The following is a 25,023-nucleotide window of genomic DNA, read 5'->3' on the forward strand; positions in this document are numbered from 1 at the left end:
AAATCTCCTAAAAATCTTAATAATTTAATAAAGTCAAATATTCAAATTAATCAAAATAAAAGACCCTTCGAAATTTGATAAAATTCCTTAAAATTAAAAAATAATAAATTAAAAGCCTCTAAATAAAAAAATAACAATTTTTAGCGAGGGAGGGATATTAATGTCTAAACTATTTCAACAATATCAGATTTTTCACATCTTGTAACTATTGATGCAACTATATTTTTAGAAAATAATATAGCATTAGTAGGTTTTATAAAAGTAAATACTCCCTTAAAGTCCTCATCTATTAAACCAACATTTTTCAATTTTAAGATTTTTGCATTGTTAATAGTAGCCATTTTTAAAATCTCTTTTGGCTCTATATGATATAATTTATATATAAATTCCATCTCTCTAAAAATTGATGGAGAGTTTGCCATAAAATTGTCAGTCCCTATCCCTATCAATAAACCATTATCTATAAGTTTATTTAATTGAGAATAACCTACATTAAAAGATAAATTAGCCCTAACACATACAACAACTGGAATATTATTTTCTTTTAATAAATCTATATCATTGTCTGTAAGATATGTCCCATGAACTATAAAATCAGGATATACATTTAAATTTATCAATCTTTCAACTTCTGTCTCTCCATATTTTTTTAAACTATACTCTACAGAACCTCTATGCTCACACGCGTGGATAGCAAATAATTTGTCCTTAAAATCTTTATAAACTTTATATATTGCCTTTAAATCATAATCTTCAAATTCATTAGATCCACTTAAACCTAAACCATCAGAAATCCTTAAAATCTCTTTAACTTCATTTTTATCAACTTCATTAATCTTTGTAGGTCTTCCTAAGATTTTTGCCTTTGGATAATTATAATCCTTTAAAGAGGTTTTTAGTATTTTTACTCCTTCAATTCCATTCTCTCTAAAATCGCAAAAATATCTTATACCATTATCTTTTAAATCATCTAAACCAAGTTTTATACTTTCTATTAAAATCTCTCTACTTACTTTTGATAGATATCTATGTTTTAAACCATTTGGAGGTTTTACCAACTCATCCAAAGTTTTATTAATTCCTATGTCCTTTATACAATTATCAGCAATGTGTGTATGAGCATTTATAAGAGGGGGAATAACTAAACCATTGAAATTTATAACATCTTTACTATGCTCATTTGTAAAACCTTTTATTATTCCATCTTCAACTACTAAAATACCTTTTTTTAATTCAAAGTCTTCTCCATATAAAAATTGAGATTTAATTAACATAATAAACCACCAATGAGGTATGTTTTATGAATATAGACAGTAGAGTAAAGTTGGGGATAAAAATTGTATTATTAGTTATATTACTACATAGTTTAATTTCAATTTTTAATCTAAATGAATATATAAGTTTATTGTTGAAATATAAAAATCATTTGCCAGATGGTTAGTTAATATACAAGAACGATAAAAATAGGAGATAGAATTTATATAAAATGTTGGCATTGGAGATATGTTTGACTTTGATACTCAACATATGTATTTATACAACATCATAAGAATAGGAATTACAAGATAACCTTAAAAACACGTGATTATTATGCTCTTAGAATATTTAGAGGAATTTAAAGACATTGATTTTTTTGAATCTTTAAAAATGTATAGAAATCTAATATTATCTAAACTAAAATACATATATGAAAAAAATAAGGAGTATGAAGATGATTTAAAAAATTATTCACTATGTTTTGAATTAGACAAAAAAAAGTTAGATGCCTTAATTGACTATCTTCTAATTATTCTTTTATCTCACACTAATTATTTTAACTCGTTCATAAAGGAATATTCTGAAATAAAAAAATATAATTTAATAAAAAACCTTCCTAACAAAATATCTGTTTGGGAATTTATAAAAACTGCCTCAAAGTCAAGAAATAACGATTTACACTTAGAAAGATTGGATTTAGAAAAGGGTTATGTTGATATAACTGAAATTAAAGAAATCTACGCAAGAGAATTCATTAGAGTTGAATTAAAACTACTCGGAGAGATTTCTAAAAAGGTTAAACTACCTAATGAAGATATTGTAAAAGATTTATTAAAAGAGATAAATGAGTATTTAAAAGATAAGGTTAAATATGAATATATAGAAGGGATTAAAGTAAATAATATCTTATGTGAAAATATTCCATTGGAATGGCATCCTCCATGCATAAGGGGAATTTTACATGATATTTTAGATGGTGGGTCTCCATCTCATTATGCACGGAGGAGTTTTGTTGTCTATTGGTTTTGTGCAAAGTTTAATCCAAATTTAAGACCCTTAGATAAAGATGGGAATTTAATAAATGTTTCAGCCACTGATATAACCTCTGAGGAAAATATTGAAAAATTTATTGATGAAGTTATTGAACTATTTAAAAATGTAGAAGATTTCGATGAAAATAAGACAAGATATTATATTATGCACAACATTGGCTATAAAGTAGGGCATGGAAGATTTACTCATTGCGAATATTGTAAAAATTGGAAATCTGATAATGGTAAAGGATTGAGTTATTACTGCAAACCAGACAATATTTGCAAAAAAAGAAATATTATTCATCCCTTAGATTATCTATGCTATAATATAAATAGGCATTTAAAATTAAAAAAGAATAAAAGTTTAATAAAAAAGGAGGATAAAAATGGAAATAATAAATAAATTTTTGGATTTAGAGTTATTGTTATCACCAACAGTTTATGAAAAGTTGAAAAATTTTAGCAAAAATGAGATTAATAAATTAATTGAAAAAATTAGAGAATTTAAAAAATATAATGACTCTTTTATTTTGTTGGATGACAATTTTTTAAACATTTTTTTATGCGAAGATTTAAATGAAATAATAAAAAAGTATAAGGATTTTAACTTCATATTTTACTATACGGGAGAGGAAGAAAAAGAAAGTAAAAAAGAAGAGAAAGAAGAAAAAGAGAAATTTATAGAGAAGGAAGAGGCTGTTGAAAGTAAATTAAAGGAATTTAAACATAAAGAAGAAGAAAAGAAAGATAAGGAAAGGATTAAAAGACTTGAAACTATAAGTAAAATAAGAGAGAGTGTAAATAGTAGAATAAAATGGATAGCCAAAGATATAGAGGCAAAAGTTGAAATTTACGAAGATTCTGATGTTTCTGGAAAATCTACATGCACAGGAACCATTGATGACTTTGTTAAATATTTTAGAGATAGATATAAAAGATTAAAGGTTTTTATAGAAAGAAAGGCTCAAAGAAAGGGTTATCCTCTAAAAGATATTGCTAAGATGAAGGGAGAAAAGAATGTTTTTGTTGTAGGTATCGTTAGCGATGTAGATACATCAAAAAATGGAGATTTAATAGTTAGAATTGAAGATATTGAAGATGAACTAACTTTAATCTTATCAAAAGAAAAAATAGAAAATGAAAAATTACCTGATGATATTCTCTTAGATGAGGTTATTGGAGCTATTGGTGTAGTTAGTAGAACAGGTAGAGTTATGTATGTTGATGAAATCATTCGCCCAGCAATAACTCCAAGGCCAAAACCAAAAAGGATTGATGAAGAGATATATATGGCATTTTTGTCAGATATTCATGTTGGTAGTAAAGAATTCTTACATAAAGAATTTGAAAAGTTTATTAGATTTTTAAATGGAGATGTTGATAATGAATTAGAGGAGAGAGTTGTTAGTAGATTAAAATATATCTGCATAGCGGGAGATTTAGTTGATGGAGTTGGCGTTTATCCCGGACAAGAAGAAGATTTGTATGTGGTAGATATTATTAATCAATATGAAGAGATAGCGATGTATTTAGAGCAAATTCCAGAGCATATAACTTTAATAATCTCGCCCGGCAACCACGATGCTGTTAGGCCTGCAGAGCCACAACCAAGATTGCCAGATAAAATAACAAAATTATTTAACAGAGATAACATTTATTTCGTTGGAAATCCATGCACTTTAAATATACACGGCTTTGACACTTTACTATATCACGGTAGAAGTTTTGACGAGTTAGTGGGACAAATAAGAACTGCAACTTATGAAAATCCTATAACGATTATGAAAGAATTAATAAATAGAAGATTGTTATGCCCAACTTATGGAGGAAGATGTCCAATAGCTCCAGAGCATAAAGATTACTTAGTTATTGATAGAGATATTGATATTTTCCATACAGGACATATTCATATCAATGGTTATGATATTTATAAAGGAATTGTTATGGTTAATAGTGGAACATTCCAAGAACAAACAGACTTCCAGAAGAGAATGGGTATTTCTCCAACACCAGCAATAGTTCCAATAGTTAATTTATCAAAAATTGGGGAGAGAGGGCATTACTTAGAGTGGGATAGAGGCATTTTAGAGGTTAGATATTAAAGTTTGGTGACAAAAATGATATTTTTATAAGTAGGAATATCTATAAAACCTTTCTATATACTGACAAAAATTTAAATATAATTAGTGCTGTTGCTATTCGATAAATTTTTTAAAACAACTAATGATTCACTCTTTTTGCTAAAGTATTTAATATTTATGTTGATATTGTCGTCCATACTTATTAGACATTTGTTATTTCTTAAAACTTATAAACGATTGAAAAATAGATTTTTATCTAATTTTAAATTGCTGAGTTTATTTCCAAATAATTTAGAAGATTAGGTATAAAATACATCCATACTAAAACAAAACCTAATAAAACCCACCATAATAAGTCATTTTTAGATATTTTAGTAAAAGGTAGTTTTTTATATATGATAAATTAAATACTGTAAATTTTATGTTTAAAAGTTTAATAAAAAGTATTGATATACCTAAACTAACCAACGTTATAACAACACTCCTAATTTCGATCTCTTTAATGGTTTTATATAAACCAAACAATTCCTTAAATAGTATATTTAAAACAAAGATAAATATACATCCAAAAATTAACACTAAGACTATAAAACTAATATCCACTAATCATCACCATTTTGAATTTTATTTAAATTTAAACAATTATTTTGTATTTAAATCTTTCCTGTCTAAATTAAATTGGTGAAAATATGGAGATAATCCCAGTTATTGATTTAATGAACAAAGTAGCAGTTATGGGAAAGAGTGGAAATAGAAAAGAATACAAACCATTAAAATCAGTTATTTGCAACTCATATAATCCAATAGATGTAGCAATGGCTTATAAAGAGAATGGGGCTGAAACTATTTACATTGCTGATTTAAATGCTATAATGAATAATGGAAATAATTTTGAAATCATAAAAAATATAAATTTTGTAAATAAAATTGTAGATGTTGGCCTAAGAGAAAAAAATGACTTAGAGAATATTAAAAAATTTTTAAATAAAGATGATAAGGCTATTGTAGGAACAGAGACATTAAGGGATATTAATTTAATTAAAGAAAAAGAGATAGTTGTTAGTTTAGATTTTAAAAATGGAGAACTTTTAAATTATAGTTTAGATGATATTTTACCATATATTAGGGAAAATACTCCTCTAATAGTATTGGATATTTCGTCAGTAGGAACTCAAAGAGGAGTTAATATCGATTTGATAAAATATGTAATGAATAAAACAAACAATCCGATATATGTTGGTGGAGGAATTAAAGGAATGGATGATTTAAAAATATGTTATGATTTGGGAGTGGATGGAGTTTTAATAGCAACTGCAATACATAAAGGAATCTTAAATTTAAAAGAGATTATTCACAAGTTTAAGGATTAATTAAAATGGTGATACAAATGGTAGATTATGATGAAATAATTAACAAAATGATAAAAGGAGAAATAAAACCTTATCAATTAGATAAAATGTTTAATCCAAAAATTTCAACTGAAATCAGAAGAAAGTTTTTAGAAAAAACTTTGGGAATTAAATTTGAACACATTAGTAAATATTCAATAGACGAGGAAATGGCTATAAAGAAAAATATTGAGAATATGATTGGTGCTATACAAATCCCTTTAGGTTTTGCTGGTCCTTTAAAAATAAATGGTGAATATGCAAAAGGAGAATTTTATATTCCACTGGCTACAACTGAAGGAGCTTTGGTTGCGTCAGTTAATAGAGGTTGTTCAGTAATAACAAAGTGTGGTGGAGCAACAGTTAGAGTTATTGACGATAAGATGACAAGAGCCCCTTGCTTAAAAGCAAAAAGTGTTGTAGATGCTATAAAAGTTAGAGATTGGATTAAAGAAAACTTTGAAAAGATAAAGGAAGTAGCTGAATCAACAACAAGGCATGGAAAATTAATAAAGATAGAGCCAATTTTAATAGTTGGAAGAAACTTATATCCAAGATTTGTGTATAAGACTGGAGATGCTATGGGAATGAATATGGTTACAATTGCTACTGAAAAAGCATGCAATTTTATTGAAAATGAGTTAAAAAAGAAAGGAATATTTGTTAAAACTGTTGCAGTTAGTGGGAACGCATGTGTAGATAAAAAACCAAGTGGAATGAATTTAATCAATGGTAGAGGAAAAACAATAGTGGCAGAGGTTTATTTAAAGGAAAAAGAAGTCAATAAGTATTTAAAAACTACATCAGAGGCAATTGCAGAAGTAAATAGACTTAAAAATTATATAGGGTCAGCAATAAGTAACTCAATGGGTTTCAATGCACACTATGCAAATATTATTGGTGCTATATTCTTAGCAACTGGACAAGATGAGGCTCAAATAGTTGAGGGTAGTTTAGGAATTACTATGGCAGAGGTTGAAGATGATGGTTTATACTTCTCAGTTACACTTCCAGATGTTCCAATTGGGACTGTTGGAGGAGGGACAAGGGTTGAGACTCAAAAAGAATGCTTAGAAATGCTTGGATGCTATGGAGATAACAAAGTTTTAAAGTTTGCTGAAATTATAGGAGGGGCTGTATTGGCTGGAGAGTTATCTTTATTAGGGGCATTAGCCGCAGGTCATTTAGGAAAAGCACATCAAGAACTTGGTAGATAACTATGAGAGATGCATATTTAATGATGATTATAATTGATTCTCTAAAAGAAATAACTGATTTAAGAGAAATTTTAAAAAGTCCAATAAGGAATAAAAGAGTAGTTTTATTTGTTACTGCAATATTTTTGATATCTTTCATAGTTTCATACTTACTTATAGATTATGTCCCATACTTTTCAAATTTAGGAAATTTATTATTTGATAGTTTTAAAAAAGAGGTAGAAGCATATGGTATTTTAGATACTGATAACAATTTAAAACTTATTCTCTTTATTTGGGAGCATAATTTGTCAGTGTGCATAATGGACTATATTATAGGAATATTCTCAACATTTGTAATAATTTTTAATTCCTATATTTTATCATATGTACTGTATAAATTTGGGATATTAACATTTATCTATTTAATTCTTCCACATGGAATATTTGAAATTCCAGCATTGATTCTTTCAGCATCAAGTGGAATTTTATTTAATATTGGAATAATTAACTTATTAGCAAATATAAAATTTGGAACTAACAAAAAAGTTTCATACTACATAAAAGAGTCATTGAAACTCTTAATTTTGGCCATTATCTTATTCCTAATCGCTGGAATTATAGAAGGAACTATTACCTATCAAATATCAAAAATGATTCATTAAAATAAAAAAGTAAATTATTAATTTTTATTCTTCTTCCTCAGAACTCATAATCTTATAGAAGTCACCATACTCGATCTGACTATCTTTACTCATTAACTTATCTATTGATTTTTTCATAATCATAGCATACAGATCAATTAAATCTCTATATTTAACTTCTGGCAATCCAGTATAAACAAATAATACTTTCTTAAATCCTCCTTTTGTAGCGTTATCTACTAAATATATTGATAAAGCCTCAGTCAATGGCTCAATTGGTGGATATCCTTTACCTAATGGCACTCTCTTTTTATAAAATCTTTTTCCATATCTCAATCCAATAACCTGTGAAAATCTAAAATGCATTATATAATCTGAGATTTTATCCATTCTTTTGAAAATTTTTAGCCACCATTTAACATCAGCCTTTTCACTTGCTTCATCTAAATCATCAGTTTCATAAACATTCAATTCATTTAAAAATATGTTTTCTAACTGTAATGATGGAATAATTTTTATATCCTCTTCTTTAGCCATTTTTATAAGTTCTTCAATTTCATCTAATGTACCAAATTCTCCTATATTTGTAGCTGGTTCTGGAGAATATATCATATCACTATTAACTTCATTAAATTTTTTCAAAACTTCTAAGTGATAATTTAATGCATCATCTATTCTTTTTCCTAAATGGTAATTATATATTTCAGCTCCACATAGAGTGGCTTTTTCTATGGCTGAAAGATGTCCCTTTAAACCTTTTTCAGATGCTAAATTATAATAAGGACCGTGGGCTAATATTACTGTAAAATATTCTTTACCCAAGTTTTTGTAGTTTTCATAATAACCTCTTGGTAATCTTCTGGACAAAATTGCTGGAGGTACTTCTGTAATTCTTGTTCCTAATAATGCCGCCTGTTTTAATGTTGATAAGGCATTATAAGTCCCCCACTCAAATAGTATCATTCTTTCACCTTATTATTTTTTATTTTTATTCTATAATCATTATTTATATTGGGGATTAGCTATATATAAACTTTGTTAAAATTTAATCAAAATTTTGGTGATAGGTTATGATAATAAAAAAAATTAAAGAATTAACTAAAGAGGAGGAAGAAAAAATAATCAATAGGAATAAAGCAAACTTTGAAGAAATTTTACCAAAGGTTATGAAGATTTTAAAAGATGTTAGGGAGAAAGGAGATGAGGCTGTAAGATATTACACAAAAATGTTTGATGGTGTTGATATAGAAAATTTTAAAGTTAGTGAAGAAGAGATTGAAGAAGCATACAATTTACTAAATTATAAAGTTATTGAGACAATTGAAAAAGCGAAGGAAAATATTTACTTTTTCCATAAAAAACAGATGGAACAAATAAAAGATTTAAAAGTTGAAAATAATGGAATAATATTAGGGCAGGTTGTTAGAGTAATAGAGAAAGTAGGTTGCTATGTTCCTGGAGGTAGGGCATTATATCCATCAACAGTTTTAATGACTACAATCCCTGCAAAAGTTGCTGGATGTAAGGAAATATATATAACTTCACCTCCAACAAGTGAAGGAAAAGGTAATCCTGCTACATTGGTAGCTGGAGACATAGTTGGAGTTTCTGGTATATACAAAGTTGGAGGAGTGCAGGCAATAGGAGCATTAGCTTATGGAACAGAAACTATTCCAAAAGTTGATATTATTGTGGGCCCTGGAAATATTTATGTAACTGTCGCTAAAAAAATGGTTTATGGTGATGTCGCAATAGATTTCTTAGCAGGACCCTCTGAAGTTTTAATAATTGCTGATGAAACAGCAAATCCTGAATATGTTGCCTTGGACTTTATTGCCCAAGCTGAACACGATCCTAATGCTTCCTGTATAATACTAACAACATCAGAAGATAAAGCAAAAGAGTTTAAAGAGAGAATATTTAAGGAGATTGAAAAAGCTGAAAGAAAAGATATTATTTTAAAAGCACTACAAAACTCGGCTATATTAATTGGAGATTTAGATGAATGTATAGAGTTCTCAAATAAATACGCTCCTGAACATCTTGAAATATTAACAAAAAACCCTGAGGAAATATTAGATAAAATAAATAATGCAGGTAGTGTATTCTTAGGAGAATATAGCCCAGTTCCAGTTGGAGACTATGCCTCAGGAACTAACCATGTTTTGCCAACATCAGGATTTGCAAGGATGTGCTCTGGTTTAAATGTAGAGACATTCTTAAAGAAAATAACATATCAAAAATTAAATAAAGATAGTTTAAAAAATATTGCTGATACTGTTATTACATTGGCTGAAGTTGAAGGATTATATGGGCATGCAGAAGCTGTTAAAAGAAGATTAAATAAATAAAAATATAAATTAAATAAATAGAATATTTGAATAAATTATAAAACCTAATAAATTTTAAAATTTTTAACTTAATTTTATTTTGGAAATAGTATGAATTAATGTGAGATTATGGAAATTGGAATAAGCATAGAGGCAGAAAATAAAGTAGGAGTTTTACATAAACTTACTGGAATTTTATCTGAATTAGGGGGTAATATAACTTATACTCAACAATTTATTAAAGATGATGGCAAAATTGGATTTATTTATATGGAAGTTGAAGGAATTAAAAATATTGATGAATTAAAAAAAAGAATAGAAAATTGTGAGTATGTAAAAAACTTTGAAATTCACAGTTCTTTAAAAAAGATTTATGGAAAAAGAGTTATTATAATTGGAGGCGGTGCTCAAGTAGCAGAAGTAGCAAGAGGGGCTATAAGTGAGGCTGATAGACATAATATAAGAGGAGAAAGAATTAGCGTTGATACTTTACCCATTGTTGGTGAAGAAAATTTATATGAGGCTGTAAAGGCTGTTACAACACTACCACGAGTGGGAATATTAGTTTTAGCAGGTTCTTTAATGGGTGGAAAAATTACTGAAGCAGTAAAAGAATTGAAAGAAAAAACAAATATTCCTGTAATTAGTTTAAAAATGTTTGGTTCTGTTCCAAAAGTAGCCGATTTAGTCGTTGGAGATCCTTTACAGGCTGGTGTATTGGCGGTTATGGCTATTGCAGAAACAGCAAAATTTGACATAAATAGGGTTAAGGGTAGAGTTTTATAATAACCGTTAGTTAATAATAAATAAAAAAGGCATGCAATAAGGTTAAAGGGAGAATCTTATGATTGTTCTTAAAAATGTTAATATTGTAGATGTATATACGGGAGAGATTATTAATGGAAATGTTGCTTATGAAAAGGACAAAATTTATTTTGTAGATTTAAATAATGAAATTGATAAAATAATTGAAAATAAAAAAAATGTAAAAATTTATGATTTAAAAGGAAAGTATTTGTCTCCAACTTTTATAGATGGGCATATCCATATAGAATCATCCCATTTAATTCCTTCTGAGTTTGAGAAGTTTGCTTTAAAAAGTGGAGTAACGAAAGTTGTTATAGACCCTCACGAAATAGCAAACATATCTGGGAAAGAAGGAATATTATTTATGTTAAATGATGCTAAAATTTTAGATGTTTATGTAATGCTTCCTTCTTGTGTGCCTGCTACGGACTTAGAAACTAATGGTTCTAAAATAACAGAAAAAGATATTGAAGAATTAATAAATTTAGATAATGTCTTAGGATTAGGAGAGGTTATGAATTATGTTGGAGTGATAAATGAAGATGAAGAATTATTAAAGAAAATAGAAGTTGCTAAAAAATATAAAAAATTGATTGATGGACACTGTCCAAAGTTAAGAGGTTTGGATTTAAATAAATATATCTTTTATGGAATTATGAGCGACCACGAATGTGTTGATGAAGATGAGGCTTTAGAAAAACTTAGATTGGGAATAAAACTAATGATTAGAGAAGGAACTGCTTCAAAAAACATTTATTTACTAAATATATGCAAAAAAATAAAAGATTTGAGAAACATTATGTTAGTTAGTGATGATGTTTGTCTTAAAGATTTAGATGGATATATGTTGAATATTTTAAGAAAATCCACTAAATATGTCTCCCCAATAGAGGCTATTCAAATGGTTACAATAAATCCATCAAATTATTTTGGTTTTGATGTAGGAATTAAACCGGGTAATGAGGCAAGTTTTATAATTTTTGATGATTTAGAGAATTTTAAAGTTTATGATATAGTTATAAAAGGAAAATTCTTAGAAGATGTTTTAAAAGAATTAAATGAAAATAAAGATAAAAAAATCCCCAAAAAACTATTGAATACTTTAAGATATTCAAAAAAGAATAAAGATGATTTTTTAATTGAAGGTATTGACTACAATGAAAAATCTGGGCTTGTTAGGGTAATAAAACCATTAAAAGATAGTTTAATTACTAAGGAATTAATATTTGATTCTGAAAAGGTAAAATTATTATTAAAAGAAAATGTAATAAACAAAATTTTCGTTATAGAGAGACATAAAAACACTGGAAATATTGGGAAGGGATTAATATACAATTTTTTAAATGAGGGAGTTATAGCCTCTTCTTATTCTCATGATTCTCATAATGTAGTTGCCATAGGAAATAATGAAAAAGATTTAGCGTTGGCAGTAAATAAATTAAAAGAAATTGGTGGAGGTCTTGTATGTGCTAAAAATGGAGAAATTGAATATTTACCATTACCAATAGGAGGAATAATGAGCGATAATGGAAAATACTTATTTGAAAAAATTAATAATCTCTATAAAAAAATAGAAAATTGGAGTTCCTTTGAAAATCCATTTTTAAGTATGAGTTTTTTCACACTACCAGTAATCCCAGAACTAAAAATAACTGATAAAGGGTTAGTGAAAAATATGAAATTAGTAGATATATTTATAGAAAAATAATATTGTTTATTGGGCTTTTAAATTCCTAAAAATAATCTTTCTCCTAAAAATTTTGGTAATCCACTTTTGACGATTTTTTCATATGCTCTCTTAATATCATATTTAACTCTAACAATTTCTACTTTAAGATCTATTGGATCAAATATACAATAACTTGCTTTATTAATCCGATCTCTTGGTTGTCCTACACTACCAGGATTTATTAAATATTTTTTATCATCCTCTAAATATACTACTCCTTTATGTAGTAAAATGTTTCCAGTTTCAGAATTAACAAATGGAATATGAGAATGTCCAACAAAAATTAAATCTCCACAGTCAAATACATCATCAACATAATCTGGAAAAAGATATTCCCAAAGTTCTGGATACTTAGGATTAGCATGTGAAAAAATAACTTTTTTATTTTTTATTTTATCCTTAATAACCAATGGAAGAGAATTCAAAAATGAAAGATTTTCCTCAGTTATAATATTTTTAGTCCATAATATTGCTATAATTCCATAGGTATTCAAAGCATTTAAACTTTCTTTACCTAAAACATAATAATCGTGATTTCCAGCCACACATTTACATTTAAGTTTTCTTATAATTTCAACGCATTCGTTTGGATTGGCACCATATCCAACTATGTCCCCTAAACATACAATTTTTTTAATATTTCTTTTTTTTATATCTTCCAAAACAGAAGTTAATGCTTCTAAGTTTGAATGTATATCACTAATTATAGCCATCATTAGAAATCACTTTTAAATTTGTGATTATTAATAGTTATAAAGTATATAAATAATATAGAAATATGTTATTATATCTTCTTTGTGTTTAATTTCTAATTATTATATTCAAATATCTAATTTTAAAATATTTACTTATATTGGTGAGAGTATGAATAGTTATATACAAAATTTATTTGCTGAAAGAATTGGTGGAAAAAAGTTTGGTAAAGAGGATGTAATTTACAAGTTTGAAAAGATAAAGAGGGCTAAGCAAGAAGCAATGAAAAGACATCCAGATATGGAATTAATTGATATGGGTGTTGGAGAACCTGATGAAATGGCTGACCCAGAGGTTATAAGAGTTTTATGTGAAGAGGCTAAAAAATGGGAAAATAGAGGTTATGCAGATAATGGAATTCAGGAATTAAAAGATGCTGTCCCTCCATATATGGAAAAGGTTTATGGAGTTAAAGGTATTGATCCAGTGAATGAAGTTATACACTCAATGGGTTCAAAGCCAGCATTGGCATATATAACTTCAGCATTTATCAACCCAGGAGATATTTGTTTAATGACAGTTCCTGGCTATCCAGTTACAGCAACCCACACAAAGTGGTATGGAGGAGAAGTTTATAATCTTCCATTGTTAGAAGAAAATGATTTCTTGCCAGATTTGGATAGCATTCCAGAAGATATTAAGAAGAGAGCAAAGATATTGTATTTAAATTATCCTAACAATCCTACTGGGGCACAGGCTACAAAGAAATTTTATAAGGAAGTTGTTGATTTTGCATTTGAAAATGAAGTTATAGTTGTTCAAGATGCCGCTTATGGGGCATTAGTTTATGATGGAAAGCCTTTATCATTTTTATCAGTTAAAGATGCAAAAGAGGTTGGGGTTGAAATTCACAGTTTTTCAAAAGCGTTTAATATGACTGGGTGGAGATTAGCATTTTTAGTAGGTAACGAGTTAATTATTAAAGCATTTGCAACAGTTAAAGACAACTTTGATAGTGGGCAATTTATTCCAATACAAAAGGCAGGAATATACTGCTTACAACACCCAGAAATAACTGAAAGAGTTAGACAAAAATATGAGAGGAGATTAAGGAAAATGGTTAAGATATTAAGAGAAGTTGGCTTTAATGCAAGAATGCCGGGTGGAACATTCTACTTGTATGTTAAATCTCCAATAAAGGCAAATGGAATTGAATTTAAAACTGCTGAGGACTTTTCTCAATATTTAATTAAGGAAAAATTAATATCAACAGTTCCATGGGATGATGCAGGGCATTATTTAAGATTAGCCGCATGCTTTGTGGCAAAAGATGAAAAAGGAAATCCTACAACAGAAGAGAAGTATGAAGATAGGGTTTTAGAAGAATTTAAGAGAAGATTAGAGGATTTGGACTTAGAATTTGAATAATTTTTGGTGATAAAATATGGCATTAGGATTAGATAGAAATATAGAAGGGGCACTATGTTATTTATTATTTTGGATTAGTGGATTAATATTTTTATTGTTGGAAAAAGAGGATGATTTTGTTAGATTTCACGCTATGCAGTCTTTTATAACCTTTTTGTCATTAAGCATAATAAATATAATTATTTCTAAGATCCCAATTATTGGATGGATAATTTCAGCATTAATAAATATTGCTATAATAATCTTATGGATTGTTGGAATGTTTAAAGCATACAACGGAGAAAAATATAAATTTCCAATTTTTGGAGACCTTGCAGAAAAATATTATAGAGAGTTTTTAAGATAAAACTTAATTTTAGTGAGTATTATGGAAATTTTAGACTATTTAGAAAAATCATTAAAAAATAAAATAAGTTTTGAAGACGCTTTATATCTTTATAACAATTTTAGTGTAATTGATTTATTATATCTATCTTTTAAATTAAAAAGTAAAATAAACAAAGATATTAAACTATGTTCAATAATGAATGCTAAAAGTGGAAAGTGTTCAGAAGATTGTATTTTTTGCTCACAATCAATTCACAATAAATGTAAAATTCCAATATATCCATTAAAATCAAAAAGAGAAATCTTAGAATACGCTAAAAAAATTGAAATTGAGAATAATAAAATTGAAAATAAATATAAAAATAAAAAGTTAAAAATTGAGAGATTCAGCATAGTTGTTAGTGGTAAAAAAATTAATGATGATGAATTTACAGAAATTGTTGAATCTATTGAACTAATAAAAGAAGAAACCAACCTAAAAGTGTGCTGTTCCTTGGGATTATTGGATAAAGAAAAATTAAAAGAATTAAAAAAGTTAGATGTTAGAATTCACAACAACTTAGAGACATCAAAAAATTACTTTAAAAATATATGTTCTACTCATTCTTATGAAGATAAGGTTAAAGTTATTAAAGAGGCGAAAAAAATTGGATTGGAAGTTTGCAGTGGTGGAATCTTTGGATTAGGAGAGAGTTTATATGATAGAATAAGTTTAGCCTTTGAACTTAAAGAGTTAAATGTAGATAGTGTCCCAATAAACATTTTGCATCCTATTGAAGGCACTAAGGTTTATGAAAAAATAAAAAGTGGAGTTATAAAGGTAATAAGTATTCCAGAAATTTTAAAGTCAATAGCAATTTTTAAGATAATTATGCCATACACTGAAATAAGGCTCGCCGGTGGAAGAATATATAATTTAAAAGATTATCAATCCTATGCCTTAATGGCTTTAAATGGCTTAATGGTTGGAAACTACTTAACTACAAAAGGAAGGAATTTAGAAGATGACTTAAATATGATTTTAAATTTTTATAATTTGGAGGAGTAATATGTGGTTCAAAAAAAGAATTATTATTAAAGAGACAAACATTCTTTTAAAGGTTGATGATATTAAATATTTCAAAATTGCTGAAGATATTATAATGGAAAATAGATTAGAATTAGAAAGATATATATTAAAAAATAATCTCTTTTTAACATCATACACTCCAATTTATGTGGAAGATGATGCTCCAGAAATAGTAAAGTTAATGGCTATGGCTGGATTAATAGCAAATGTTGGCCCAATGGCAAGCGTTGCTGGGGCAATATCTGAGATGGTTGTTAAAAATATAAATGCTAAAAATATTATCGCTGAAAATGGTGGAGATATTTGTTTAAGAGCTAAAAGAGATGTTGTAGTTGGGTTATATGCTGGAAATTCTAAAATTACTGGGAAAGTTGGATTTAAATTAAAAAAAGAGAAAATTAAAAATATTTATGGTGTTTGTACTTCATCAGCAACCGTAGGGCATTCCATAAGTTTTGGTGAGGCTGATGCAGTAACTGTTTTTGCCAAAAGTTCTGCTATAGCAGATGCTGCGGCAACAGCAATATGTAACGCTTCAAGAGGTAGAGATGTGGAGGATATGATATTTAATGCTTTGGAAAAGGCTGATGAAATTGACAAAATAGATGGAGTTTTTGTTGTTGTTAAAGATAAAGTAGGTATTAAAGGAAAAATTCCAGAGTTGGTTAAGACAGATATAAAAGTAACTTTGGGAGAGTTTTTTGATATCTATTAAAATTTAAAAGATATCATCTCCAATGTCATCAAGTGCATCTTCAACAAAATCTCCTGCATCTTCAATTGACTCCTCTATATTTTCAATAACATCTCCATCTAACACATCTTCAACAGCATCAGCAATTAACTCCCCAGCAACAACACCTCCAGCAACTGCTGCTGCTGTCCCTAATAAATTACTTCCTGAACTACTTCCATTACTACCACTTCTATAAATTATTGGAGGTCCTCCTCTAACATTTGGAGCATTTTGGGTACCTTGAACATATACTACTTTTTCTTTTTTTCTTCCGAATAGTATATATCCTATTATTATTCCTATACCTATTAAGATTATAATTCCAATTAGACCACATTTTTTCACCAAAAGTATATTATTTAAAATAATACTGTTGTTTTATATATATAAAGGTTTTGTAATTATAAAAAACAAAATTAGATTGGGTGAAATCAATGTATGAAGTTAGAGACATAAATCTTTGGAAAGAGGGAGAGAAAAAAATTCAGTGGGCTAAAAGGCATATGCCTGTTTTAGGTTTAATTAGAGAAAGATTTAAAGAAGAGAAGCCATTTGAGGGTATAACAATAGGTATGGCTTTGCATTTAGAGGCAAAAACTGCTGTTTTGGCAGAGACATTAATGGAGGGAGGGGCAGAAATTGCTATAACTGGATGTAATCCATTATCTACACAAGATGATGTAGCAGCAGCATGTGCAAAAAATGGAATGCACGTATATGCTTGGAGAGGAGAAACTATTGAAGAATATTATAGGAATTTAAATAAAGTTTTAGACCATAAACCAGACATTGTTATAGACGATGGTTGTGATTTAATATTTTTGTTACATACAAAGAGAACTGAGCTCTTAGACAATATAATGGGAGGTTGTGAAGAGACAACTACTGGAATCATTAGATTGAAGGCAATGGAAAAAGAAGGGGCATTAAAATTTCCAGTTATGGATGTAAATGATGCCTATACAAAGCATCTATTTGACAATAGATACGGAACTGGGCAGAGTGCTTTAGATGGTATTTTAAGAGCTACAAATTTGTTAATATCTGGAAAAACTGTTGTTGTAGCTGGATATGGATGGTGTGGTAGAGGAGTAGCAATGAGAGCTAAAGGTTTGGGGGCAGAGGTTGTAGTTACCGAAGTAAATCCAATAAGAGCGTTAGAGGCGAGAATGGATGGATTTAGAGTTATGAAAATGGATGAGGCCGCAAAAATAGGAGACATATTTATAACTACAACTGGATGTAAAGATGTTATCAGAAAGGAGCATATATTGAAAATGAAGGATGGAGCAATTTTGGCAAATGCTGGACACTTTGATAATGAAATTAACAAACAACACTTAAAAGAGATGGCAAAGTCAATAAAAGAAGTAAGAAACTGCGTAACTGAGTATGATTTAGGAGATAAAAAAATATATCTCCTCGGAGAGGGTAGGTTAGTTAATTTAGCCTGTGCAGATGGACATCCCTGTGAAGTTATGGATATGAGTTTTGCAAATCAGGCTTTGGCGGCAGAGTATATTTTAAAAAATCATGAAAAATTAGAGCCAAAGGTTTATAACATTCCTTACGAGCAGGACTTAATGATAGCAAAATTAAAGTTAAAATCTATGGGAATAGAAATTGATGAACTAACTGAGGAGCAAAAAAGGTATTTAGAAGATTGGAGAGAAGGAACTTAATTTAAATATACTTTATCAACTCTCTTATTGCCTCTTCTACATTTTTTGCCTTAACAACACCAGATGCCAATAAAACTCCCTCTGCTCCTAAATCAATTGCCGCTTTAACATCCTCTCCTTTTGATATTCCCGCTCCACATAAAACTTTAATATCTTTGTTTATTTCTTTAACTGCCTTAACAGTTCCTTCAACTATTTCTGGATTTGCCTTTGAAACTGGAATTCCAGTTCCTATAAGTTCAGGAGGTTCAACAGCAATATAGTCAGGATTTAAAGTAGCAACAGCCTTAGATGTATTTACATTATTTGTACAAACAACTGTTTCCAATTCGAGAGTTTTACATCTATTTATAATTGCCTCAATATCTGCCAATAACATCCTCTTTTCTGAGTGATTTATTAAAGTTCCTTTACATCCACAATCTTTAATAGCCTCAGGTAATATATGCCCAGTATGACTTCCTGGAGTTATATTATCTATATGTTGAGCATAAACAGGAATTGATGTATTCTCTATAATATATCTCAAATCTACAAATTGAGGTGCTACTCCTATTGTGATTCCACTCTCTTCACTAACTTTTCCAGCAGCCTTTGCTATTTCTAAACCTTTACTACCAATACTTTCCTTGTATGTTTTGTAGTTTATTATTATTAGCATTCATTTCACCATTTTACAGGGGATATTTTATGAAATATTATATAGTTCATATTGAAGATTATTTCATTGGGATGATATTTAAAGGTAATCAATTAGTTAGGAATACTATTCCTTTGAGAAAAGAGGAAATATTTAAATTTTTTAATGGAAAGATTATAGAAAATCCAGAAGGCAAATATTTAGAAACTGCTGAAATTTTATTAAAACTATACTTTGGAGAAATGGATGATAAAGAAGCGAGAAATATAATAAATTACAAATTGGAAGTTCCAGAATTTACTAAAAAAGTTTTGGAGATTGTTAAGAATATTGAATTTGGAGAAACTATTTGTTATGGAGACATTGCCAAAAAACTAAATACATCTCCAAGAGCTGTAGGAATATCTTTAAAAAGAAATCCACTACCTTTGATAATACCTTGCCATAGAGTTGTATCTAAAAATTCTTTGGGTGGCTATTCTTATGGAGTAGAAAAGAAAAAATTTATATTAGAACGAGAACGATTAAAGAAAATGAGAAAAAATTAAATTAATTTTAGTGGGAATATGATAATTAGAAAATTTACGACCAAAGATTTAGAAGATGTTGAAGAAATAGAAAGAGAATCTTTTAAAAATCCATATCCTACTGAATTAGTTTTAGGATTATGGGCTATGTATCCAAACTGTTTTTATGTTGCCGAAATTAATGGAAAAGTTGTTGGCTATATATTAGGAAGTATGGATTGGGGTAATGGGCATATTGTTTCCCTCGCTGTAAAAAAAGAGTTTAGGGGCAAAGGAATAGGTAAGAGTTTATTAAAAACTTTGGAAGATTACTATTTTAATGTGGCAAACTGTAATTATATTGTCTTAGAGGTTAGAGTTTCCAACATTATCGCAAGAAAATTTTATTATAAAATGGGTTATAAAGATAGGAGATTACTTCCAAAATATTATGAAGATGGAGAAGATGCCATATTGATGATAAAAAAGAAACCAAATGCTAAAGGAGTGTTAATAATCTCATTATGGTGATTTAAAATGATAGTAATTCCAGCAGTTGATTTAAAAGACAAAAAATGCGTTCAATTAATTCAAGGGGATCCAAATAAAAAGCATTTAGAAATTAATAATCCTGTGGAAGTTGCAAAAAAGTTTGTTAATGAAGGGGCTGAGTATTTGCATATTATAGATTTAGATGCCGCATTAGGTAGTGGAAACAATAGAGACATTATTAAAGAGATTGTAAAATCTGTCAATGTTCCCGTAGAAGTTGGTGGAGGTATAAGGAGTTTAGAAGTTGCTAAAGAATTAATAAATATAGGAGTTGATAGAATTATATTAGGAACTAAGGCTATTTTAGAACCAGATTTTGTAGATGTGTTAAATAAAGAAATTGGTAAAAATAAAATTGTTTTGGCAGTTGAATGTAAAAATGGTAAAGTGGCAGTTAAAGGTTGGAAAGAGACAGTAGATAAAACTCCAATCCAAGTTATTAAAGAATTTGAAAATAAGGTTGGATATATTTTATTTACAAATGTTGATGTTGAAGGATTATTGAAGGGAATTAATATAGATATAGTTAAAGATTTAGTTGAAAATACAGAAATTCCAATTATTTATTCTGGTGGGGTTACAACATTAAAAGATATTGAGATTTTAAAAGATATTGGAGTTTATGGAGTAGTTATAGGCTCTGCTCTTTATAAAGGATATATTAATTTAGTTGATGCTATAAAAATAGCAAAAAAGTAATAACAAAGGGTGAAGAATATAATCATTACTAACAACTTTAAAGAGTTTAATAAAAAGGTTGAAGAATATATTGAAAAGTATAAAGGAAAATTTGGATGTATTGTATCATTTAATGGATTTGTTAGAGAATATGATGTAATAGATGGTAAAAAAATTCCATCAAAAGGTATGAAGATATATGATGATATTTTTGAAAAATTAAAAGTTATAGTAAATGAGGCAAAAAATAAGTTTGATGTTATAGACATTGTGATATATCACAATACTGGATTTTTAAATATTGGAGATAGAGTTATGTCAATAGCTGTTTTTGCAAGGCATAGAGATGAAGGTTTTAAAGCTTTGGAATATATTATAAAGGAAGCAAAAAAATATCACTAAATTATTTCCCTTTTAAATTATTTTTATTATACGGTGTTTATTATGAAAATAAAAATTAAAGTTAAAGGTATAGTTCAGGGTGTAGGTTTTAGACCTTTTGTTTATAGAATTGCTAAAAAAAATAATCTAAAAGGCTATGTAAAAAACATGGGTAACTATGTAGAAATATATGTTGAAGGTAGAAAAGAAGACATTGATAACTTTATTAAAGATTTAAAAAATAAAAAGCCCCCATTATCAAGAATTGATTCATTGGAAATTATAGAGTGTAATGATATTATAAATTTTAATGATTTTTACATTATTGAAAGTGAAAACTCTAATTTTGAGGAAGAGGGAACTATCCCTGCTGATGTATCAATATGTGAAGAATGTTTAAAGGAAATGTTTGATAAAAATGATAGAAGATACAGATATCCATTCATTGCCTGCACAAATTGTGGGCCAAGATTTACTATTGTTGAAAAACTACCTTATGATAGAGAAAATACTTCAATGAGAGATTTTCCACTATGTAAAAAATGTTTAAAAGAATACAAAAATCCATTAGATAGAAGATTTCACGCTCAGGCAACCTGTTGCCCAGTTTGTGGGCCAAAAGTTTTTTTGAGTGATGGTAAAAATATTATAGCTGAGAAAGATGATGCTATTAAAGAGGCAGTAAAGTTATTGGAAGAAGGAAATATATTGGCTATAAAAGGAATTGGAGGAACTCATCTATGTTGTAAGGTTAGCGAAGATGAACCAGTTCTAAATTTAAGAAAAAGGTTGAATAGGCCAACTCAACCATTTGCTGTTATGAGTAAAATAGAATACATAAATTTATTTGCTGAGGTTGATGAGACTGAAAAAAATTCCTTATTATCTCCAAGTAGACCTATAGTGGTTTTAAGAAAAAATCAGAATTATAATAAATATTTTTCAGAGTATGTTTCTAACTTAGATACCATTGGTGTTATGCTACCTTACAGTGGATTACATTATCTTTTATTTGACAAAGAAATTGCTTATGTTATGACCTCTGCCAATCTACCCGGATTACCAATGGTTAAAGATAATGATGAAATTTTAGAGAAACTTGATGGTATTGCTGATTATTTTTTATTACACAATAGGAGGATAGTTAATAGATGTGACGACAGTGTTATCAAAAAAGTAGGTAATAGATTTGTCTTTTTAAGAAGGTCAAGAGGATATGCTCCTGAACCTATAGAGGTTAATGTATATAATGATAAAAATATTCTATGCGTTGGACCTGAGTTAAATTCAACTGCCTGTATAGTTAAAAGAAATAAGTTTTATTTAACTCAATATATTGGAAACACTTCTAAATATGAAACATTTTGCTATTTAAAAGATGCAATAGATAGAATTTTAAAATTAACTAACACAAAGAAAATTGATGTTATTGTATGTGATTTACATCCTCAGTATAACTCTACAAAATTGGCTGAAGAATTATCTGAAAAATTTGGAGTTGAAATTTTTAGAGTTCAACATCACTTTGCACACGCATATAGTTTATTAGGAGATAACAACTATTTTGATGATGCCGTTATTTTATCTTTAGATGGAGTAGGATATGGATTAGATGGAAATATATGGGGAGGAGAAATATTACTATTTAAAGATGGCAAATTAAAAAGAGTTGGGCATTTGGAAGAGCAATATCAGTTGGGAGGAGACTTAGCAACAAAGTATCCATTAAGAATGCTTTTATCAATATTATATAATGCCATAGGAGATGAAGCATTTAATTTTATAAAAAGATATAATTTCTTTTCAGAAAAAGAACTAAATATTTTAAAATTTCAACTTGAGAAAAAAATAAACTGCCCTTTAACAACATCCACTGGAAGAGTTTTAGATGCAGTCTCTTCATTGTTAGGAGTTTGTTTTGTTAAAACATATGATGGAGAACCAAGTATAAGATTAGAACCCATTGCTAATAAATTTAAAGAAAATATTGAGGTAGAGCCAAAAATAAAAAATAATATACTTAATACAACAGAACTAATCTATAAAGCCTATGAGATGTTTGTAAATGGAGATTCTTTAAGTAAAATAGCACACTACGCCCATATCTATATAGCTGATGGTTTGTTCAATATAGTCAAAAAAATAGCAGATAAGTATGGAATAGAAACAATAGGAATTACGGGAGGGGTTTCATATAATAAAATAATAACTGAAAGAATATTAAATAATGCTAATAAAGAAAATCTCAACTTCATATATCACAAAAGAGTTCCTAATGGAGATGGAGGTATTAGTTTTGGGCAAGGTATCGGATATATAATAAATGAGTCATAGATATTCAAAAACGAGGGAAACGATGATAATTACAACGCCAAGATTTACAATTATTGAGGATGGAGCAATTAATAAACTAAAAGATGTTTTAAAAAAACTTAACTTAAAAAATCCTTTAGTTGTTACTGGAAAACATACAAAAAAATACTGTAAATTTCCCTATGACATTGAATACTACGATAAAATTTTATCACAAACAATAAAAAAACAAGATTATATTCAATATGACTGCATAGTAGGAGTTGGTGGGGGAAGATCTATAGATACTGGGAAATATTTAGCATACAAATTAGGAGTTCCCTTTATCAGTGTGCCAACAACTGCCTCAAATGATGGAATTGCCTCTCCTATAGTATCTATAAAACAACCGTCATTTATGGTAGAGGCGCCAATTGCTATTATTGCCGACACTGAAATAATAAAAAAATCTCCAAAAAGATTATTAAGTGCTGGTATGGGAGATATAGTTTCAAATATTACTGCAGTTTTAGATTGGAAATTAGCGTATAAAGAAAAGGGAGAAAGATATAGTGAAAGTTCTGCTATATTTTCAAAAACTATTGCAAAAGAATTAATTAGCTATGTTCTAAATTCTGATTTGTCTGAATATACAAATAAACTTGTAAAGGCCTTAGTTGGTAGTGGGATAGCTATTGCTATAGCCAACTCTTCTCGTCCAGCTTCTGGTAGTGAGCATCTTTTTTCACATGCTTTAGATTTGTTGAAAGAAAAATATAATTTAAATGTAAATTCATTGCATGGAGAGCAGTGTGGTGTAGGAACAATTATGATGAGTTATTTACACGAAAAAGAGAATAAAAAATTATCTGGTTTATCTACAAAAATAAAAGAATCCCTAAAGAAAGTTAATGCTCCCACTACATCTAAAGAGTTGGGCTTTGATGAAGATATTATTATTGAGGCGTTAACTATAGCTCACAAGATTAGAAATAGATGGACTATATTAAGAGATGGATTAAATAGAGAAGAGGCAAAAAAATTGGCTGAAGAAACAGGAGTTATATAAAGAATAATTTTTCATCTTTTTCCTCTATTAATTTAAATATACAAATAAAGTTGTATAAAAATAAAATATAGGCTAGTATGGGGGCTATAGCCCGCCTTCTGTAATTTCGGTGACATTCGGCTAAGCGCCTTTATGGCTTGCACCCCAGGCAGGGGAGATGCCCGTTTCACCGGTTCTCCGGAAGTCCTCAACTTTCACTATCATCGTCATCTCTTCCGGAGCCGTGTCGTTTCTGTTGCATCTCCCGCCCCCTCTCGGGGGCATCTGCCCATATACGGGGTGGGCGGAACTTCCTCCCCTCCTTATGGAGGGGAAAGTCACCAGCCCCCTTACCAGCCTATTTGGTATATATTCAAATTAATCAATAAAAGGTAGTATAATAAATAATGGGAGGCCGGCAGCGTCGCCCCTTTCCCGCCAGATGGCAGTACTCGGGGCATCGCTGGGGGGCTTAACTTCCGAGTTCGGTATGGGTTCGGGTGTATCCCCCCCGCTATGACCGCC

24 protein-coding genes, 1 rRNA gene and 1 other RNA gene are annotated in these 25,023 nt (G+C 28.8%); 19 read left to right on the plus strand and 7 right to left on the minus strand.

Annotation, left to right across the window (positions count from 1 at the left end; genetic code table 11):
- Positions 1-164: 164 nt before the first annotated feature.
- On the minus strand, positions 165-1,274 hold the full coding sequence (locus tag HZY31_RS00415; protein ID WP_297317515.1) for an amidohydrolase family protein: 1,110 nt from the start codon (positions 1,272-1,274) through the stop codon (positions 165-167).
- Positions 1,275-1,590: 316 nt separating this feature from the next.
- Between HZY31_RS00415 and HZY31_RS00420 the strand changes: the two genes are divergently transcribed.
- From HZY31_RS00420 to HZY31_RS00440, 5 genes are all read left to right on the plus strand, one after another.
- On the plus strand, positions 1,591-2,694 hold the full coding sequence (locus tag HZY31_RS00420) for a hypothetical protein (RefSeq protein ID WP_297317516.1): 1,104 nt from the start codon (positions 1,591-1,593) through the stop codon (positions 2,692-2,694).
- Positions 2,678-4,393: a DNA-directed DNA polymerase II small subunit gene (locus tag HZY31_RS00425; RefSeq protein ID WP_297317517.1), complete on the plus strand. Its 1,716-nt coding sequence runs from the start codon at positions 2,678-2,680 to the stop codon at positions 4,391-4,393. The genes HZY31_RS00420 and HZY31_RS00425 overlap by 17 nt, the downstream gene beginning before the upstream one ends.
- A gap of 668 nt (positions 4,394-5,061) precedes the next feature.
- Positions 5,062-5,742, plus strand: coding sequence for a HisA/HisF family protein (locus HZY31_RS00430; protein ID WP_297317518.1), 681 nt, complete (start codon positions 5,062-5,064; stop codon positions 5,740-5,742).
- A 17-nt stretch (positions 5,743-5,759) separates the two neighbouring features.
- Positions 5,760-6,977 carry a hydroxymethylglutaryl-CoA reductase (NADPH) gene (hmgA, locus tag HZY31_RS00435; protein ID WP_297317519.1) on the plus strand — a complete coding sequence of 406 codons (1,218 nt, stop codon included), beginning with the start codon at positions 5,760-5,762 and terminating at the stop codon, positions 6,975-6,977.
- A 2-nt stretch (positions 6,978-6,979) separates the two neighbouring features.
- Complete coding sequence (locus tag HZY31_RS00440) at positions 6,980-7,621, plus strand: stage II sporulation protein M (protein ID WP_297317520.1); 642 nt, start codon at positions 6,980-6,982, stop codon at positions 7,619-7,621.
- 24 nt (positions 7,622-7,645) lie between these two features.
- On the opposite strand, the gene HZY31_RS00445 is transcribed toward HZY31_RS00440, so the two are convergent.
- Entirely contained in the window at positions 7,646-8,563 is a 918-nt protein-coding gene (locus HZY31_RS00445) for an apurinic/apyrimidinic endonuclease family protein (protein WP_297317521.1), read from the minus strand.
- A 107-nt stretch (positions 8,564-8,670) separates the two neighbouring features.
- Between HZY31_RS00445 and hisD the strand changes: the two genes are divergently transcribed.
- The 3 genes from hisD (at position 8,671) to ade (ending at position 12,445) form a co-directional block, all read left to right on the plus strand.
- Positions 8,671-9,951, plus strand: a complete 1,281-nt coding sequence (gene hisD / locus HZY31_RS00450) for a histidinol dehydrogenase (protein WP_297317522.1) — start codon at positions 8,671-8,673, stop codon at positions 9,949-9,951.
- A gap of 108 nt (positions 9,952-10,059) precedes the next feature.
- A complete protein-coding gene (locus HZY31_RS00455; protein WP_297317523.1) occupies positions 10,060-10,716 on the plus strand; it encodes a DUF5612 domain-containing protein in 657 nt (218 codons plus the stop codon).
- Positions 10,717-10,774: 58 nt separating this feature from the next.
- Positions 10,775-12,445: an adenine deaminase gene (gene ade / locus HZY31_RS00460; protein WP_297317524.1), complete on the plus strand. Its 1,671-nt coding sequence runs from the start codon at positions 10,775-10,777 to the stop codon at positions 12,443-12,445.
- A 17-nt stretch (positions 12,446-12,462) separates the two neighbouring features.
- Here the strand turns inward: ade and HZY31_RS00465 are convergent, their stop codons facing one another.
- Positions 12,463-13,182, minus strand: coding sequence for a metallophosphoesterase family protein (locus HZY31_RS00465; RefSeq protein WP_297317525.1), 720 nt, complete (start codon positions 13,180-13,182; stop codon positions 12,463-12,465).
- Between the two features lie 148 nt (positions 13,183-13,330).
- Between HZY31_RS00465 and HZY31_RS00470 the strand changes: the two genes are divergently transcribed.
- From HZY31_RS00470 to HZY31_RS00485, 4 genes are read left to right on the plus strand one after another with little or no spacing between them, the layout of a single operon-like run.
- Positions 13,331-14,587: an LL-diaminopimelate aminotransferase gene (locus tag HZY31_RS00470; protein WP_297317526.1), complete on the plus strand. Its 1,257-nt coding sequence runs from the start codon at positions 13,331-13,333 to the stop codon at positions 14,585-14,587.
- Between the two features lie 16 nt (positions 14,588-14,603).
- Positions 14,604-14,933, plus strand: a complete 330-nt coding sequence (locus HZY31_RS00475) for a DUF4870 domain-containing protein (protein ID WP_297317527.1) — start codon at positions 14,604-14,606, stop codon at positions 14,931-14,933.
- A 21-nt stretch (positions 14,934-14,954) separates the two neighbouring features.
- Positions 14,955-15,962, plus strand: coding sequence for a biotin synthase BioB (gene bioB, locus HZY31_RS00480; RefSeq protein ID WP_297317528.1), 1,008 nt, complete (start codon positions 14,955-14,957; stop codon positions 15,960-15,962).
- Position 15,963: 1 nt separating this feature from the next.
- The gene (locus tag HZY31_RS00485) at positions 15,964-16,698 is read left to right on the plus strand and encodes a UPF0280 family protein (protein ID WP_297317529.1); all 735 of its coding nucleotides are present in this window, start codon (positions 15,964-15,966) and stop codon (positions 16,696-16,698) included.
- Between the two features lie 3 nt (positions 16,699-16,701).
- Here the strand turns inward: HZY31_RS00485 and HZY31_RS00490 are convergent, their stop codons facing one another.
- Positions 16,702-17,064 carry a hypothetical protein gene (locus HZY31_RS00490; protein WP_297317536.1) on the minus strand — a complete coding sequence of 121 codons (363 nt, stop codon included), beginning with the start codon at positions 17,062-17,064 and terminating at the stop codon, positions 16,702-16,704.
- An 89-nt stretch (positions 17,065-17,153) separates the two neighbouring features.
- Here HZY31_RS00490 and ahcY point away from each other — a divergent pair, with 89 nt between their 5' ends.
- The gene (gene ahcY / locus HZY31_RS00495) at positions 17,154-18,401 is read left to right on the plus strand and encodes an adenosylhomocysteinase (RefSeq protein WP_297317530.1); all 1,248 of its coding nucleotides are present in this window, start codon (positions 17,154-17,156) and stop codon (positions 18,399-18,401) included.
- A gap of 1 nt (position 18,402) precedes the next feature.
- Here ahcY and tpiA read toward each other — a convergent pair whose 3' ends face one another.
- Entirely contained in the window at positions 18,403-19,062 is a 660-nt protein-coding gene (gene tpiA, locus HZY31_RS00500) for a triose-phosphate isomerase (protein WP_297317531.1), read from the minus strand.
- A 29-nt stretch (positions 19,063-19,091) separates the two neighbouring features.
- On the opposite strand from tpiA, the gene HZY31_RS00505 reads away from it, so the two are divergent.
- Genes HZY31_RS00505 through HZY31_RS00530 form a run of 6 tightly spaced genes read left to right on the plus strand, consistent with a single transcriptional unit; the run spans position 19,092 to position 24,519 of the window.
- On the plus strand, positions 19,092-19,589 hold the full coding sequence (locus HZY31_RS00505) for a methylated-DNA--[protein]-cysteine S-methyltransferase (RefSeq protein WP_297317532.1): 498 nt from the start codon (positions 19,092-19,094) through the stop codon (positions 19,587-19,589).
- 18 nt (positions 19,590-19,607) lie between these two features.
- Positions 19,608-20,078: a ribosomal protein S18-alanine N-acetyltransferase gene (rimI, locus tag HZY31_RS00510; RefSeq protein WP_214399659.1), complete on the plus strand. Its 471-nt coding sequence runs from the start codon at positions 19,608-19,610 to the stop codon at positions 20,076-20,078.
- 6 nt (positions 20,079-20,084) lie between these two features.
- Positions 20,085-20,798 carry a 1-(5-phosphoribosyl)-5-[(5-phosphoribosylamino)methylideneamino]imidazole-4-carboxamide isomerase gene (gene hisA / locus HZY31_RS00515; protein ID WP_297317533.1) on the plus strand — a complete coding sequence of 238 codons (714 nt, stop codon included), beginning with the start codon at positions 20,085-20,087 and terminating at the stop codon, positions 20,796-20,798.
- Positions 20,799-20,807: 9 nt separating this feature from the next.
- Positions 20,808-21,179 carry a molybdenum cofactor biosynthesis protein MoaE gene (locus HZY31_RS00520; RefSeq protein ID WP_297317534.1) on the plus strand — a complete coding sequence of 124 codons (372 nt, stop codon included), beginning with the start codon at positions 20,808-20,810 and terminating at the stop codon, positions 21,177-21,179.
- A 42-nt stretch (positions 21,180-21,221) separates the two neighbouring features.
- A complete protein-coding gene (gene hypF / locus HZY31_RS00525) occupies positions 21,222-23,492 on the plus strand; it encodes a carbamoyltransferase HypF (RefSeq protein ID WP_297317535.1) in 2,271 nt (756 codons plus the stop codon).
- A 25-nt stretch (positions 23,493-23,517) separates the two neighbouring features.
- Entirely contained in the window at positions 23,518-24,519 is a 1,002-nt protein-coding gene (locus HZY31_RS00530) for a sn-glycerol-1-phosphate dehydrogenase (protein WP_297317537.1), read from the plus strand.
- Positions 24,520-24,594: 75 nt separating this feature from the next.
- On the opposite strand, the gene rnpB is transcribed toward HZY31_RS00530, so the two are convergent.
- Both rnpB and rrf read right to left on the minus strand, forming a co-directional pair.
- An RNA gene (gene rnpB / locus HZY31_RS00535) (RNase P RNA component) lies at positions 24,595-24,852 on the minus strand.
- 59 nt (positions 24,853-24,911) lie between these two features.
- Positions 24,912-25,023: ribosomal RNA gene (rrf, locus tag HZY31_RS00540) — 5S ribosomal RNA — on the minus strand; the annotation flags it as partial.

Origin of the sequence: Methanocaldococcus sp. (genome assembly GCF_024490875.1) — an archaeon.
Lineage (GTDB): Archaea > AGJL01 > Methanococci > Methanococcales > Methanocaldococcaceae > Methanocaldococcus.